Genomic DNA, 14400 nt, shown 5'->3' with positions numbered 1-14400 from the left:
AAAGACCCGCTATTTCTATCCCTAAGTAAAACTCCCTTACGGCCTGTTATATTTTGTGACGGCCCTCAATATTTATAGAAGAGGAAATTATTTTTTCCCAGGTTTTCCATCATGCGGTCCAAAAAACTGGGGCGGGTGGTCTACCCAGCGATCCTCACGCGTGGCGGCATACACGGGGTTAAGCGGATAGTAGATGCGGTTGTGCTTTTTGTTGGCCTCGCCAACGACCAGTAACCGCACCTCTTCGTCCGTGTTGTTGATAAAGGTGTGGCAAATACCGGTTCCGGCAGGAAACCCCACGCTGTCGCCCGGTTCAAGTTTCCATAAATAGCCATTAATCCACGCTTCTGGATGACCTTCGAGCACATAAACGAACTCTTCTTCATCGCTTTCCGCATGCGGATAGGACGTCCTGCGCCCGGGCGGTAAACGCTCGTGATGGATACCAATGCGCCCGAGCCCAAGCTTGCGAGCCAACGGGGCGCCGATAGAAAAACGCTCATCGCTATCTGGATAGGTCGAATCATCCGCGCCTTCAACGTCGCGCCAGTGCCGAATACAGTCAGGTTTTTTCATTGTTTATTTCCCGTTTTGCAATGGGTCAGGTATAGCACAGACTGGCGGACCTCGGCGTTTTTACCAGAACATGATAAAGTGAGGGTTTTCCGTCCTATAACATCCGGGGTGCTAAATGGATAAGTCCACAAAAGAGCTGTTAGCGCAGGCCGAAAAGCTGTGTGCGCAACGCAATGTGCGCCTGACTCCGCAGCGCCTTGAAGTCTTACGTCTGATGAGCCTGCAGCAGGGTGCTATCAGCGCCTACGATCTGCTGGACCTGCTCCGCGAAAGCGAGCCGCAGGCGAAACCTCCGACCGTGTATCGCGCCCTGGATTTCCTGCTGGAACAAGGATTCGTGCACAAAGTTGAGTCCACAAACAGCTACGTGTTGTGCCATCTGTTCGATCAGCCCACCCATACATCGGCGATGTTTATCTGCGACCGCTGCGGCGTGGTGAAAGAAGAGGCTGCGGAAGGCGTGGAAGATATTATGCATACGCTGGCGGCGAAAATGGGTTTTGCCCTACGTCATAACGTGATTGAAGCGCACGGACTGTGCTCTGCCTGCGTGGAAGTGGAAGCCTGCCGTCATCAGGACGCATGTCAGCACGACCACTCTATTCTTGTGAAGAAAAAACCGCGTTAGCAGTAGTAAAAGCAAAGGCGGCTCATGGCCGCCCTCAGGGTGTACTTCCTTGTACTTGCGGGTATAGCCCGGTTACCAGCGGTAGTCGTTGCGTTTTTCCCAGTCGCCCACTTCTTTTTCCGCCTGGTCTTTTGCGTAGCCGTAACGCTCCTGGATTTTACCGACAAGCTGATCGCGTTTACCTTCAATGACGGTCATATCGTCATCGGTCAGCTTACCCCACTGTTCTTTCGCTTTACCTTTGAACTGCTTCCAGTTGCCGCCGATTTCGTCTTTATTCATCATCGTGTCCTCTTAGTTAAGCGTCGGGTCGTAACGTCCGTTACGTTCTTTTCTGCTGGACGTGATAATTATTGTAGTTAAGGATTCGGCAGTTGATTTGATATTCGGAATCTTTAACCGTCACGATATATCGTGACGTGAAGGGAACCAGGTATTGTTTTGCCAGTGGCGGTGCCAGATAAAAGCCAGCGATATCCCTCGCAGCGAGAGGAAAACGGCCAGGGCCAGCCACAAACCGTGATTACCCAGCCAGGGAAGCGTCAGCAGCGTCAGACCAAACCCGGCCGCCGCGACCGCCATGCTGTTACGCATTTCCGCTCCGCGCGTCGCACCAATGAACATACCGTCCAGCAGATAACACCAGACGCCGACCACCGGTAAGATGACTTGCCAGATGAGATAGTGACTCGCCAGCTCGCGCAGCGCAGGAAGAGACGTAAGCAACGCGACGATTTGCTCACCAAAGCAGGCGTAAACCAGGCCGAACGCCAGCGCCACCAGCCCAGACTGGCGGCAGGCTGCCCGCCAGACGTCCCTAAGCTGCCCGCTTTCGCGCGCCCCGTACGCCTGCCCGGAATGCGCTTCTACCGCATAGGCAAATCCGTCCAGCGCGTAGGCGGTAAAGGTCAGCAGCGTCATCAATACCGCGTTGACCGCGACGATTTCTGGCCCCAGTCGGGCCCCGAAAACCGTCAGCGCGCCGAAGCAGAGCTGAAGCAGCAGCGAGCGCAGCATGATGTCACGATTGAGCGCCAGCAGCCTACGGATATTGCCGCGCCATGCGGTTTTGAACAGCGCCAGGGAGATCCCGCGCATCGCCAGCACGCGCCAGACCATCCACAGACCGATAATCAAGGTTCCGTATTCGGCAATCGCCGTCGCCAGCGCCGCGCCCTGCACGTTCATATGCAGGCCCATTACCAGCCAGACATCCAGCACAATGTTGAGAAGGTTGCCTACCACCAGCAAAATCACCGGTGCACGGGCGTACTGAACGCCCAGTAGCCACCCCAGCAGAACCAGGTTTGCCAGCGAGGCGGGCGCGCTGAGCCAGCGAATTTCAAGGAAACGGCGCGCCTGAGCCAGTACCGCCTCGCTGCCGCCGACAACATGGAGCGCAAGGTCGATCAGGGGCGTACGTAATAAAACGATTAACACTCCCGCGCCAAGCGCAAGGATCAGCGGCTGGACCAGCGCGCGCGCCAGACGCAGCGGATCTTTTGCACCATAAGCCTGTGCCGTGAGCCCGGTGGTGCTCATGCGCAAAAAGAGCAGCAGCATAAACAGGAAGCTGGTTGCCGTCGCGCCAATCGCCACGCCGCCAAGATAAACAGGCGAATCAAGATGACCAATAACGGCAGTATCGACCAGCCCCAGCAAGGGCACGGTGATATTGGAGAAAATCATCGGCAGAGCGAGACGCCACAATGCCTTATCTGATTCCGTCAGCAGTGACATGAAAAATACCGGGAGTGGAGAATGAAGCAGGCTACAGCGGCGCCATAGCCTGTCAGGAAGAGATTACAGCCATTCACCGTTGCGAATGACCCCAACCGCCAGTCCTTCGATAGAGAAGTTGTGTTCGCGGAGATCGACCACAATCGGGGAGAACTCGTTGTTTTCAGGCAGCAGCTGAACGGTGTTACCCTGTTTTTTCAGACGCTTGACGGTAACTTCATCATCAATGCGCGCGACAACTACCTGGCCGTTACGCACATCCTGCGTTTTGTGCACCGCAAGCAGATCGCCATCAAGAATACCGATGTCTTTCATCGACATACCGCTAACGCGCAGCAGGAAATCTGCGCTCGGTTTGAACATGCCAGGATCGACCTGGTAGTGGCCTTCAATATGTTGCTGTGCCAGTAAAGGCTCACCGGCGGCAACACGGCCTATCAGCGGAATACCCGTCTCTTCTTCCACCAGCAGGCGGATACCGCGTGACGCGCCTGAAACAATCTCAATCACGCCTTTACGCGCCAGCGCTTTCAGGTGTTCTTCGGCAGCATTCGGAGAACGGAAGCCCAGACGCTGCGCGATTTCCGCACGCGTGGGTGGCATACCCGTCTGGCCGATATGATCCCGGATGAGATCAAACACCTCTTGCTGCCTGGTCGTTAACGCTTTCATTCCGCCCCCTGGGTGTATATACAGTTATGCTGTGAGTATATACAGTCAAAGGCGATTTTGGAACCAAAAACTGCACAAAAAACCAGGGACTTAATTATTCCTCGAGGCTCATCGGAAATGCGACCAAAGCAGCGTGACCCAGGTGATAACGGCAGTGATAATCGCCAGCAACACGGCAGCAGACCCCATGTCTTTTGCGCGGCCAGAAAGCTCGTGGAAATCTGAACCAATGCGATCAACAACGGCTTCAATAGCGCTATTAAGAATTTCCACTATCATCACCAGAAGCACGGAACCGATTAGAAGTACGCGGGTAATAGCATCAACATCAAGGAAACAGGCGATGATCACCGCGATGATAGCGGCGACGCCCTCCTGGCGAAAGGCGGCTTCGTTGATCCACGCGGCACGGAAACCTTTCCATGAATAGCCGGCGGCTTTGATGATACGCGTTAACCCAGTGGTATTATTGGCCATTAAAAGAACCTTTTATGAAAAAAAGCGTCAGTAACAGGAACTGTAGCGCGTTTCGCTACAGCCTGAAGTATGACGGGTAACAACAGAAATTTTGCGCGCTTTCTGTTATCCTTGCGCCGCAATTGCATTATTAACCAGAGGCTTTACATCGTTTATGTCCGGCTGGCCACGAATTTACTACAAATTACTTAATTTACCATTAAGCATCCTGGTAAAAAGCAAGTCTATCCCAGCAGAACCCGCGCTGGAATTGGGGCTCGATACCTCGCGTCCTATTATGTACGTTTTGCCTTATAACTCGAAGGCAGACTTACTGACGCTGCGCGCCCAGTGTCTGGCGCATGACTTACCGGACCCGCTTGAACCGCTTGAAGTTGACGGTACGCTGCTGCCGCGCTACGTGTTCATTCACGGTGGACCGCGCGTGTTTACCTACTACACGCCAAAAGAAGAGTCCATCAAGCTGTTCCATGACTATCTCGACCTGCACCGCAGCAACCCCGATCTGGATGTGCAGATGGTGCCGGTGTCGGTGATGTTTGGTCGTCGTCCGGGCCGTGAAAAAGGTGAAGAGAACCCGCCGCTGCGCATGCTTAACGGCATTCAGAAGTTCTTCGCGGTCTCCTGGCTGGGACGCGACAGCTTTGTGCGTTTCTCCCCTTCCGTTTCGCTGCGTCGTATGGCGGACGAGCACGGTACCGACAAGATAATCGCGCAAAAACTGGCGCGCGTGGCGCGTATGCACTTCGCCCGCCAGCGCCTCGCTGCCGTAGGGCCGCGTCTCCCGGCGCGTCAGGATCTGTTCAACAAGCTTTTGGCCTCCAAAGCGATTGCCCGCGCCGTTGAAGACGAAGCGCGCAGCAAGAAAATATCGCATGAGAAAGCCCAGCAGAACGCCATTGCGCTGATGGAAGAGATTGCAGCGAACTTCTCTTACGAGATGATTCGCCTGTCCGATCGTATTCTCGGCTTTACCTGGAACCGCCTGTATCAGGGCATCAACGTTCATAATGCTGAACGTGTGCGTCAGCTGGCGCACGATGGCCATGAGATTGTCTATGTTCCCTGCCACCGCAGCCACATGGACTACCTGCTTCTTTCCTACGTGCTCTATCACCAGGGGCTGGTACCGCCGCACATTGCTGCCGGTATCAACCTGAATTTCTGGCCAGCAGGTCCGATTTTCCGCCGCCTGGGCGCGTTCTTTATCCGTCGCACCTTCAAGGGCAACAAGCTCTACTCCACCGTGTTCCGCGAATATCTGGGCGAGCTGTTCAGCCGCGGCTATTCCGTGGAGTACTTCGTGGAGGGCGGTCGTTCCCGTACCGGACGTCTGCTCGATCCGAAGACCGGCACGCTGTCGATGACCATTCAGGCGATGCTGCGCGGAGGAACCCGTCCAATCACGCTGGTGCCAATCTACATTGGCTATGAGCACGTGATGGAAGTGGGCACGTACGCCAAAGAGCTGCGCGGTGCGACCAAAGAGAAAGAGAGCCTGCCGCAGATGCTTCGCGGCTTGAGCAAGCTACGCAATCTCGGTCAGGGCTACGTGAACTTCGGCGAACCGATGCCGCTGATGACGTATCTGAACCATCACGTTCCCGAGTGGCGTGAATCCATCGATCCTATCGAAGCGATTCGTCCGGCCTGGCTGACGCCAACGGTCAACGGCATCGCGTCCGAGTTGATGGTGCGTATTAACAACGCCGGTGCGGCTAACGCCATGAACCTGTGCTGTACGGCGCTTCTGGCTTCGCGTCAGCGCTCGCTGACCCGCGAACAGCTCACGGAGCAGCTGGATTGCTATCTGGACATGATGCGCAACGTGCCGTATTCCGTTGATTCAACCGTGCCTTCTGCTACCGCCAGTGAGCTTATCGATCACGCGCTGCAGATGAACAAGTTTGAAGTCGAAAAGGACACGATCGGCGACATCATTATTCTGCCGCGCGAGCAGGCAGTGCTGATGACCTACTACCGCAACAACATCACCCATATGCTGATGCTGCCGTCACTCATGGCGGCTATCATCACCCAGCATCGCCGTATTTCGCGTCAGGAGCTATTGCGTCACGTTGAGACGCTCTATCCGATGCTGAAAGCGGAGCTGTTCCTGCGCTGGAGCAAAGACGAGCTGGCGGGCGAACTGGACAAACTGACGGAAGAGCTGCGTCGTCAGGGGCTGATCACCGTCTCAAACGACGAGCTGCACATCAATCCGTCGCGTTCCCGAACCCTGCAACTGCTTGCGGCCGGTGCGCGCGAAACGCTGCAGCGCTACGCCATTACGTTCTGGCTGCTGAGTGCGAACCCGTCTATCAACCGCGGCACGCTGGAGAAAGAGAGCCGGACGCTGGCACAGCGCCTGTCCGTTCTGCACGGCATTAACGCCCCGGAGTTCTTCGACAAAGCGGTCTTCAGCTCTCTGGTCCTGACGCTGCGTGATGAAGGCTACATCAGCGATACGGGAGATGCCGAGCCGGAAGAGACGCTGAAGGTGTACCAGATGCTGGCCGAACTCATTACGTCGGATGTGCGTTTGACGATCGAGAGCGCGACGCAGGGCGAGTGATGTGAAAAAGCCAGGTTGGTGGTTTCACCTGACCCGGCCTGGCGTTCTGCATAATATAAAGGCCCGGTAAGCGTTAACGCTACCAGGCCTTATTTTTGAGCCTTGTTAAATCACCGCATTCAGCTCAGCAGTGTGAAAGCAATCATCCCGACAATGGCGCCCGTTGTGCCAAGGATGGTTTCCATCAGCGTCCAGGTTTTCAGGGTTTGCGCTTCGGTGGCGCCGGTAAATTTACCGAACAGCCAGAAGCCCGCGTCGTTAACGTGAGAGACCACAATCGAACCGCCCGCGATACAGATAGACAGCGCGGCCATCTGCGCACCGGAGTAGTTCAGCTGTTCAATCACCGGCATCACCAGACCCACGGCGGTTAAGCACGCCACGGTTGCGGAACCCTGGATGATGCGCACCGCCGCGGCCAGCACGAAGCAGGTGACCGCAATCGGCAGGCCCATCCCGGTCAGCGCTTCGCCCAGAGCTGGGCCTACGCCGGAATCCACCAGCACCTGCTTGAACACGCCGCCAGCGCCGATCACCAGCAGGATAATGCCCGCCGGCTGCAGCGCGGCACCGCAGATCTCCATCACCCGGTCTTTTGGCATTCCCTGACGCATCGCCAGGCCGTAAATCGCCACCAGACACGCCACCAGGATCGCCGTGAACGGATGACCGATGAACTCGAACCATTCGTAGGCGCTGGAACCCACCGGCACAAAGCGCGCGGCGATGGTTTTCAGTCCCACGAGAACCAGCGGGAGCAGGATCAGCGACAGACTGAAGCCGAAGGACGGCATTTTGCCCTCGCCCAGGTGCGGCTCGGTGATGTCATCCGGAATGTGTAGCTCAACGTAACGGCTGATGAAGTTGCCCCACAGCGGACCGGCAATAATCATCCCCGGTATTGCCGCGCACAGGCCAATCAGGATCATCCAGCCAAAGTCAGCGTGCATCTGGGACGCCAGCAGCATCGGCGCAGGCCCAGGCAGCAGAAACGCTGCGGCTGCCGCCACGCCCGCAAACAGCGGAATAACCAGCTTCACGAGGTTAGTGCCGGTATGGCGCGCCATGGAGAACGCGACGCTTATCAGCAGCACAACGGCCACTTCGAAGAACAGCGGCAGCGCGCAAATCAGGCCAGCCAGACCAATCGCGTAGTGCGCGCGGCTGTGGCCAAAGGATTTCAGCATCTTGACGGCAATCTGGTCGACCGCGCCCGTCTCGTGCAAAATCTTGCCAAACATCGCGCCAAGGGCGACCACAATCGCCAGGAAGCCCAGCGTGCCTCCCATCCCTTTTTCCATCGTCGCGGCGATCTTGTCGAGCGGCATACCGGAAAAGAGACCTGCACCTATAGAAACCACCATCAAAGCGACAAAAGCGTGCATACGCGCCTTCATCACTAAAAACAGCAGCAGCAACACGGAACCCACTGCTGTCAAAACTAGCGTTAATGTACTCAAAACTTACTGCCTTTTATTAATGACCTCGATGGTGCTGGCAACAACACCTTCCAGTGACTGATCGATATCAACCACTAAGACGTCTTTCTCATCTTCACCCGGCTCCTGCAGCGCTTCGAACTGCGTCACCAGCATCTGGGTTTTGAAGAAGTGACCTTTACGCGCCTTCAGGCGGCTTTCAATCACCTCGAAGTCCCCTTTCAGGTAGATGAAAGAGAGGTTCGGGTTACCGTCGCGCAGCAGGTCGCGGTAGGTTTTTTTCAGCGCAGAGCAGACAATCAGGGAGACTTTGTTGGTGCGCTGCATGGCGAACGCGGCGTCATTCAGCGCCTGCAACCACGGTTTGCGGTCGTCGTCGTTCAGCGGCTCGCCGGAGGCCATTTTCATGATGTTGCTGCGCGGATGGAGGAAGTCGCCATCAAGGAACGCAGCCTGGAGTTGATGCGCCACTTCGCTGGCTACGGCTGATTTCCCGCTACCGGAAACGCCCATCAGGACGTAGACGTGGTGATCGTGATTAGTCGTGCTCAAAGGGTGTCCCTCAGTCAATTGTTACGGGTAACAGTTATCGGTAACATTGTCCTGCCGGGGCAAAAGAGAAGCAATATCCAAACGTGCGCGAAGTGAATAAGTGTGAGCTACTTCAAATTTGTCAGTTCAAATAGATCCACCCGGTGACAAGGTGAAACCTAAATCTAACATTTTTGGGGTAACCGTCTCGCCACGAATGCGCGCCAGCAGGCGTTCTGCGCCAATGCGGCCCATACGTTCACGCGGGGTCAGGACGCTCGCCAGACGCGGCTCCATCACCTGGCCGATGTCGTGGCCGTGGAAACCGGCAATTGCCATATCATCCGGGATCTTGAGCCCCAGACGCTGACACTCAAACGCCGCACCGACCGCAAGGTCATCGTTGGTACAGAAAATACCGTCCAGTTGCGGATACTCGCGTCGTGCCTGGCGCATCAGCTCAATACCCGACGTATAGGAAGAGGACTGTTCCACCATCACGCTGTACGGGGTTAGGTTCGCGTCGAGCATCGCCTGCTCGTATCCCTTCTGTTTGATGATAGTACGTTCATCAAGACGCGCACCCAGATAGGCGATATGACGATGACCGCGAGCGATGATCGCCGCCGTCATCTGGCGCGCCGCTTCGAAGTTATCGAACCCCACGGCGATGTCGAGGCACGGCGACTGGCTGTCCATCAGCTCCACCACCGGGATACCGGCCACTTCAATCATTTTGAGCGTGCGGGCAGTGTGGGTACGTTCCGTTAAAATCAGGCCGTCGATGTTCCAGGAAAGCATCGATTCAAGACGTTCCTCTTCCAGTTCCGGCTTGTACCCGTAGTGGGCGAGCATGGTCTGATAGCCAAAAGCATCGGTGACGCTTTCAATGCCGCGCAAAACTTCGGCGAAAACCTGGTTGGTCAGGGAAGGAAGCAGGACGCCCACCGCACGGCTGGTCGCATTGGAGAGAATATCGGGCGCGCGGTTGGGGATATAACCCAGTTCATCAAGGGCCGCGGCAATCTTGCCACGCAACGCCACGGAAACCTGTTCCGGGTTACGTAAAAAACGGCTGACCGTCATTTTGGTCACACCGACGCGATCGGCGACATCCTGAAGTACGGGGCGTTTCTTTTTCATCGTCCTGAGAAATCTTGAAGTGAGAGATTTGCTCAGTTTATCACGGACAAAGCCCATCCTTCCCCTGTCAAAGGGAAGGATGGGCATTTATTTATGATTTATTACACCGGCGGCAGGTCAAACAGCAGAATTTCACTTTCGCTGTCGGCATGCACGGAAAGCGCCTGCTCATCCCAGACGGCGAGGCCATCGGCGGTTGTCGCTTTGGTGCCGTTGATGGATACTTCACCTTTCACCACCTGGATCCAGACGCGGCGGTTGGCGGCAATCTGGTGCACAGACTGTTCGTCTTTCGCCAGCGCCCAGCGGTACAGTTCCATATCCTGATGCACCTTCAGAGAACCTTCACGCGCATCCGGGGACAGCACCAGCTGTTTGCCCTGTTTCGCGTCGAAGCGGCGCTGCTCGTAGCGCGGCGTGATGCCGGTCTCTTCTGGAATGATCCAGATTTGATACAGGTGCAGTTTTTCCGTTTTGCTCGGGTTGTACTCGGAGTGACGCACCCCGGTACCCGCGCTCATAATCTGGAACTCACCCGCCGGAACCTGCTCTTTGTTGCCCATGCTGTCCTGGTGTTCCACCGCCCCTTCCAGCACATAGGTCAGGATTTCCATGTCTTTGTGCGGGTGGGTACCGAAGCCCTGGCCTGCATCAATCACGTCGTCGTTAATCACGCGCAGTGCGGAGAAGCCCATGAAGTTCGGGTCGTAGTAGTCGGCAAACGAGAATGAATGCCATGAGTCCAGCCAGCCATGATTCGCGTGACCACGTTCGTTTGCTTTGCGTAAGTAGATCATTGTTTCACCCTCAGTTCGTTTCGATGGAGTAAGTGTGGACGCAAACCGCCTGGGATCATAGAGGGTGAAAATTGACTCCTCTGTTCAAAAATTATGAACAAGCGCAGAGGAGCCGTTTTTGCTTATTTCGCGAGAGTTACCGTGGCAGGAGAAGCCTGCTCGAAGGCCCGTTCGAGGATTTCCAGGTTGGTCAGAACGTCAGATTCCTTGACGTAATTCGGCGAGCCGGTTGTGAGGGTTTCGTATAGCGCATCGTAGACGCGGCCATAGTCGCCAATTTCCGGTTTCAGCTCTTCCCTGACCGTTACGCCCTCATCGTTCACATACTCCAGCACGCCCACGGAATTATCCGCCGCAAAGCCCGGTTCACCCGGCATGATGTTGGCCTTCAGGCTGGTCTCCTGCTGGTCGATGCCGTACTTAATGAACGATCCTTTGGTGCCGTGAACGATAAATTTCGGATAGTCGATTTTCACCAGATGGCTGGTTTTGACGATGGCCTTCAGGTCGCCGTAGAACAGCTGCGCTTCAAAGGTGTCGTCCGGGTTGGCTTTGTTACGCAGGCTGCGGATGTCATACGCCACGTGGTCCGGTCGGCCAAACAGAGAGATGATCTGGTCCATCGTATGCACGCCCAGACCATAGAACGAGCCGTCCTGCGGCAGGCCGGGTTGGGTTTCCGCCACCGGACGGTAGTAATCGAAGTGGCTTTCGATTTCCACAATGTCGCCCAGCTTGCCGCTTTCAATCGCCTTTTTCGCCGTCAGGAAGCAGCTGTCAAAGCGACGGTTCTGATACGGCGTAACGGTCAGGCCTTTACTTTTCGCCAGCGCGAACAGCACTTTTGCTTCGGCGATAGTTGGGGTGAACGGCTTTTCCACCAGCACGTTTTTACCCGCTTCCAGCGCGCGTTTCGCATAGTCAAAATGGCTGTCGGCGTGGGTGCAGACAACAACCAGTTTGACCTGCGGATCGTTAAGTACTTCATCAAGATCGCTGGTGAAATGGATATGAGAATACTGCGGGGATTGCTCTTCCGGCTTCGCGCGGCGGCGGAAGATGTGCGCGACGTGCCAGCTGTCTTTACGGTTGAGAACATACGGCAGGTGGTAGCGGGTCGTACTTTTACCAAATCCAATAAATGCGCAATGTAGTGTCATGGCTCAGTCCTTTTGGAAGGTTACTGAGTCTAACCATAACAAAAAAAAAGCCAGCTAAAAGCTGGCTAAAGTAATACTGGAAGCAATGTGAGCAATGTCGTGCTTTCAGGTTCCCGTAGCGGTCTTCCTGAATGCAGAGCAATAATAATCATTCTCATTCGCACTTGTCCAATACTTTTTGCAAAAAATAGCGGTTGACTCAAATTTTAAAGTCATTGATGTTGAAAGGGACGTTTAACTGACTGAGGAATAAGGAATGAGTGAGATAGTGATACGCCATGCGGAACCGAAAGATTATGACGCCATTCGTCAGATCCACGCCCAGCCGGAGGTGTACCACAACACACTACAGGTTCCTCATCCCTCTGAGCAAATGTGGCAAGAACGGCTATCCGACCAGCCCGGCATCAAGCAGCTCGTCGCCTGCATAGAAGGTCATGTCGCCGGCCATCTGTGCATCGTCGTCGCGCAACGCCCGCGCCGCAGCCATGTGGCTGATTTTGGGATTTGTGTCGGCGCGCAGTGGCAAAACCGGGGCGTTGCCAGCGCTCTGATGCGCACCATGATTGATATGTGCGATAACTGGCTGCGCGTTGACCGCATTGAGCTGACGGTATTTGTCGATAACGAACCGGCGATTGCGGTGTACAAAAAACACGGGTTCGAAATTGAAGGCACCGGCAAACGCTATGCCCTGCGCAACGGTGAATATGTGGACGCGTATTATATGGCGCGAATGAAGTAGTTTGTTGCCCTCACCCTAACCCTCTCCCACAGGGAGAGGGAATGAAAAACGTAGGCCGGGTAAGGCGAAGCCGCCACCCGGCAAACCATCAATACCCCGCCGATAAATCATCCACCGACCGCGGGTCCGACGCGCCAAACAGCGCCCCGTCCGGCCCGACCATAATGCTCTGGGTGCTGCCCATCGCCTCCTTCACCGCCACCTTCTGCCCGCGCTGTTCCAGCAGCTTGATGGTGTCCGGGCTAAAGCCCTTCTCGACGCGCAGCTCGTCCGGCAGCCACTGGTGATGGAAACGCGGAGCGTTGGTCGCTTCGGCGACGTTCATCCCAAAGTCGATGCTGTTCACCACCATCTGCAGCACGGTAGTGATAATACGGCTGCCGCCAGGGCTGCCGGTCACCAGCCAGGTTTTCCCGTCTTTCACGACAATGGTGGGCGACATAGAAGACAGCGGACGTTTCTTAGGCCCTACTGCATTCGCATCGCCGCCCACCAGCCCGTAGACGTTCGGCACGCCCGGTTTGGCAGAGAAGTCATCCATCTCGTTGTTCAGCAGAATACCGCTGTTGCCCGCCACAATCCCGGTGCCGAAGGTGGTGTTGAGCGTGTACGTCACCGCCACCGCGTTACCGTCTTTATCCACCACCGAGAAGTGGGTGGTCTGGTTGCTTTCATACGGCGCCAGCTTGCCGGGGCGGATCTCGCTCGACGGTTTAGCCTTGTTGATGTCGATCTGATCGGCAATGGATTTGGCATACGCCTTGTTGGTCAGCGCCTGCCACGGCACCTTCACGAAGTCCGGATCGCCGAGATATTCCGACCGGTCGGCGTAGGCGCGTTTTTCCGCTTCCGCCATCACCTGCATGGCGTCCGCGCTGCCGAAGCCGAACTTGTTCATATCGAAGTTTTCGAGAATATTGAGGATCTGCACGATGTGGATCCCGCCGGAGGACGGCGGCGGCATGGAGAAGACCTCGTATCCGCGATAGGTACCGCTAATCGGCTCGCGCTCCACCGCCTTGTATTCCGCCAGATCCGCTTTGGTGATGAGCCCGCCGTTTTTCTGCATCTCTTCGGCAATCTGGTCGGCAATTGCCCCTTTGTAGAAGGCATCCGGACCGTGCTCAGCAATCAGCTCCAGGCTTTTGGCGAGGTTCTTCTGCACCAGCCTATCGCCCTTCTTCAGCGGCTCACCGTCTTTCCAGAAGATGGCCTTGCTGTTTTCGTGATTCGGAATCACTTCGCTGCCGTAGGTCTTGAGGTCGTCCGCCAGCGCATCGTTTACCACAAAGCCGTCGCGCGCCAGCTTGATGGCAGGCTGCACCACCTTGTTCAGCGGCATCGTGCCGTATTTTTCCAGCGCCAGCGAGAAGCCCGCAACGGTGCCCGGCGTGCCGGTGGCGAGATGCGAAGTCAGGGATTTTTTGCTGTCAGGGTTACCCTGATCGTCGAGGAACATATCGCGGGACGCCTGAGAAGGCGCCATTTCGCGGAAATCGATGGCGGTGGTTTTGCCGTCTTTAGTGCGCAGCATCATAAAGCCGCCGCCGCCCAGGTTCCCCGCCTGCGGATGCGTCACCGCCAGCGCATAGCCGACGGCGACCGCTGCATCCACCGCGTTACCGCCCTGCCTGAGAATATCGACGCCCACTTTGGTTGCCAGCGCATCCACCGACGCCACCATGCCATGGGTTGCCCGCACGGGATGAAAAACATCTTCCTCCACGCCGTAAGAGACCGGAGGCGCCGCTGGCGGGTTGGCCGCCACGCTAAATGTACCGCCTGCCATCAGCGCGGCGATGGCGACCCAGCGCAAAAACGTTGGTTTCATCATTATTGTTCTCCAGGTGAAGGGATCCATATTCCCCGCTTAAGCCTGGTTCACAACTCCTAAAAAATCATCGTCATGGTGAAATC

General features: G+C 56.0%; 14 protein-coding genes. 3 read left to right on the top strand and 11 right to left on the bottom strand.

All coding sequences use genetic code 11. The features are described from left to right. Nucleotides 1-87 precede the first annotated feature (87 nt). Nucleotides 88-576, bottom strand: a complete 489-nt coding sequence (locus IM317_RS21935) for a cupin domain-containing protein (protein WP_023310041.1) — start codon at nt 574-576, stop codon at nt 88-90. Between the two features lie 115 nt (nt 577-691). On the opposite strand from IM317_RS21935, the gene zur reads away from it, so the two are divergent. Beyond that, on the top strand, nt 692-1204 hold the full coding sequence (zur, locus tag IM317_RS21930; protein ID WP_008503369.1) for a zinc uptake transcriptional repressor Zur: 513 nt from the start codon (nt 692-694) through the stop codon (nt 1202-1204). A gap of 72 nt (nt 1205-1276) precedes the next feature. Here the strand turns inward: zur and IM317_RS21925 are convergent, their stop codons facing one another. The 4 genes from IM317_RS21925 to IM317_RS21910 all read right to left on the bottom strand — a co-directional run bounded on the left by IM317_RS21925 (nt 1277) and on the right by IM317_RS21910 (nt 4093). Continuing rightward, nucleotides 1277-1486: a CsbD family protein gene (locus IM317_RS21925; protein ID WP_014830284.1), complete on the bottom strand. Its 210-nt coding sequence runs from the start codon at nt 1484-1486 to the stop codon at nt 1277-1279. 120 nt (nt 1487-1606) lie between these two features. After that, nucleotides 1607-2944 (bottom strand): MATE family efflux transporter DinF, encoded by a 1338-nt coding sequence (gene dinF / locus IM317_RS21920; protein ID WP_033144403.1) that lies wholly within the window; start codon nt 2942-2944, stop codon nt 1607-1609. Nucleotides 2945-3007: 63 nt separating this feature from the next. Further along, entirely contained in the window at nt 3008-3616 is a 609-nt protein-coding gene (lexA, locus tag IM317_RS21915; protein WP_023310039.1) for a transcriptional repressor LexA, read from the bottom strand. Between the two features lie 108 nt (nt 3617-3724). Beyond that, a complete protein-coding gene (locus IM317_RS21910) occupies nt 3725-4093 on the bottom strand; it encodes a diacylglycerol kinase (protein WP_023334158.1) in 369 nt (122 codons plus the stop codon). 154 nt (nt 4094-4247) lie between these two features. Between IM317_RS21910 and plsB the strand changes: the two genes are divergently transcribed. Continuing rightward, the gene (plsB, locus tag IM317_RS21905) at nt 4248-6668 is read left to right on the top strand and encodes a glycerol-3-phosphate 1-O-acyltransferase PlsB (RefSeq protein WP_033144402.1); all 2421 of its coding nucleotides are present in this window, start codon (nt 4248-4250) and stop codon (nt 6666-6668) included. Nucleotides 6669-6787: 119 nt separating this feature from the next. Here plsB and gntU read toward each other — a convergent pair whose 3' ends face one another. The 5 genes from gntU to IM317_RS21880 all read right to left on the bottom strand — a co-directional run bounded on the left by gntU (nt 6788) and on the right by IM317_RS21880 (nt 11738). Continuing rightward, nucleotides 6788-8128, bottom strand: coding sequence for a gluconate transporter (gene gntU / locus IM317_RS21900; RefSeq protein WP_010436459.1), 1341 nt, complete (start codon nt 8126-8128; stop codon nt 6788-6790). 3 nt (nt 8129-8131) lie between these two features. Further along, nucleotides 8132-8659 carry a gluconokinase gene (gene gntK, locus IM317_RS21895; RefSeq protein WP_008503362.1) on the bottom strand — a complete coding sequence of 176 codons (528 nt, stop codon included), beginning with the start codon at nt 8657-8659 and terminating at the stop codon, nt 8132-8134. Nucleotides 8660-8785: 126 nt separating this feature from the next. Continuing rightward, complete coding sequence (gene gntR / locus IM317_RS21890; RefSeq protein WP_021242747.1) at nt 8786-9781, bottom strand: gluconate operon transcriptional repressor GntR; 996 nt, start codon at nt 9779-9781, stop codon at nt 8786-8788. A 101-nt stretch (nt 9782-9882) separates the two neighbouring features. Further along, complete coding sequence (locus IM317_RS21885) at nt 9883-10578, bottom strand: pirin family protein (RefSeq protein ID WP_003861565.1); 696 nt, start codon at nt 10576-10578, stop codon at nt 9883-9885. Nucleotides 10579-10700: 122 nt separating this feature from the next. Then, complete coding sequence (locus tag IM317_RS21880) at nt 10701-11738, bottom strand: oxidoreductase (RefSeq protein ID WP_033144401.1); 1038 nt, start codon at nt 11736-11738, stop codon at nt 10701-10703. 256 nt (nt 11739-11994) lie between these two features. Between IM317_RS21880 and yhhY the strand changes: the two genes are divergently transcribed. Beyond that, nucleotides 11995-12483 (top strand): N-acetyltransferase, encoded by a 489-nt coding sequence (gene yhhY, locus IM317_RS21875; RefSeq protein WP_033144400.1) that lies wholly within the window; start codon nt 11995-11997, stop codon nt 12481-12483. Between the two features lie 88 nt (nt 12484-12571). Here yhhY and ggt read toward each other — a convergent pair whose 3' ends face one another. Further along, nucleotides 12572-14317 carry a gamma-glutamyltransferase gene (gene ggt / locus IM317_RS21870; protein ID WP_072196567.1) on the bottom strand — a complete coding sequence of 582 codons (1746 nt, stop codon included), beginning with the start codon at nt 14315-14317 and terminating at the stop codon, nt 12572-12574. Nucleotides 14318-14400: the final 83 nt, after the last annotated feature.

It is taken from the genome of Enterobacter cloacae complex sp. S3, assembly GCF_014930495.1.
In the GTDB taxonomy this organism is placed as follows: Bacteria; Pseudomonadota; Gammaproteobacteria; order Enterobacterales; family Enterobacteriaceae; genus Enterobacter; species Enterobacter asburiae_B.
Note: the sequence above shows the minus strand (reverse complement) of the source record. Positions and strands in the feature narration are given on the sequence as shown.

Coding starts and splice junctions, on each gene's coding strand:
- plsB (WP_033144402.1), top strand. CDS start 4,248: ATGTCCGGCTGGCCACGAATTTACTACAAATTACTTAATTTACCATTA.
- lexA (WP_023310039.1), bottom strand. CDS start 3,616: ATGAAAGCGTTAACGACCAGGCAGCAAGAGGTGTTTGATCTCATCCGG.
- IM317_RS21885 (WP_003861565.1), bottom strand. CDS start 10,578: ATGATCTACTTACGCAAAGCAAACGAACGTGGTCACGCGAATCATGGC.
- IM317_RS21880 (WP_033144401.1), bottom strand. CDS start 11,738: ATGACACTACATTGCGCATTTATTGGATTTGGTAAAAGTACGACCCGC.
- yhhY (WP_033144400.1), top strand. CDS start 11,995: ATGAGTGAGATAGTGATACGCCATGCGGAACCGAAAGATTATGACGCC.
- zur (WP_008503369.1), top strand. CDS start 692: ATGGATAAGTCCACAAAAGAGCTGTTAGCGCAGGCCGAAAAGCTGTGT.
- IM317_RS21935 (WP_023310041.1), bottom strand. CDS start 576: ATGAAAAAACCTGACTGTATTCGGCACTGGCGCGACGTTGAAGGCGCG.
- dinF (WP_033144403.1), bottom strand. CDS start 2,944: ATGTCACTGCTGACGGAATCAGATAAGGCATTGTGGCGTCTCGCTCTG.
- IM317_RS21910 (WP_023334158.1), bottom strand. CDS start 4,093: ATGGCCAATAATACCACTGGGTTAACGCGTATCATCAAAGCCGCCGGC.
- gntR (WP_021242747.1), bottom strand. CDS start 9,781: ATGAAAAAGAAACGCCCCGTACTTCAGGATGTCGCCGATCGCGTCGGT.
- IM317_RS21925 (WP_014830284.1), bottom strand. CDS start 1,486: ATGAATAAAGACGAAATCGGCGGCAACTGGAAGCAGTTCAAAGGTAAA.
- ggt (WP_072196567.1), bottom strand. CDS start 14,317: ATGATGAAACCAACGTTTTTGCGCTGGGTCGCCATCGCCGCGCTGATG.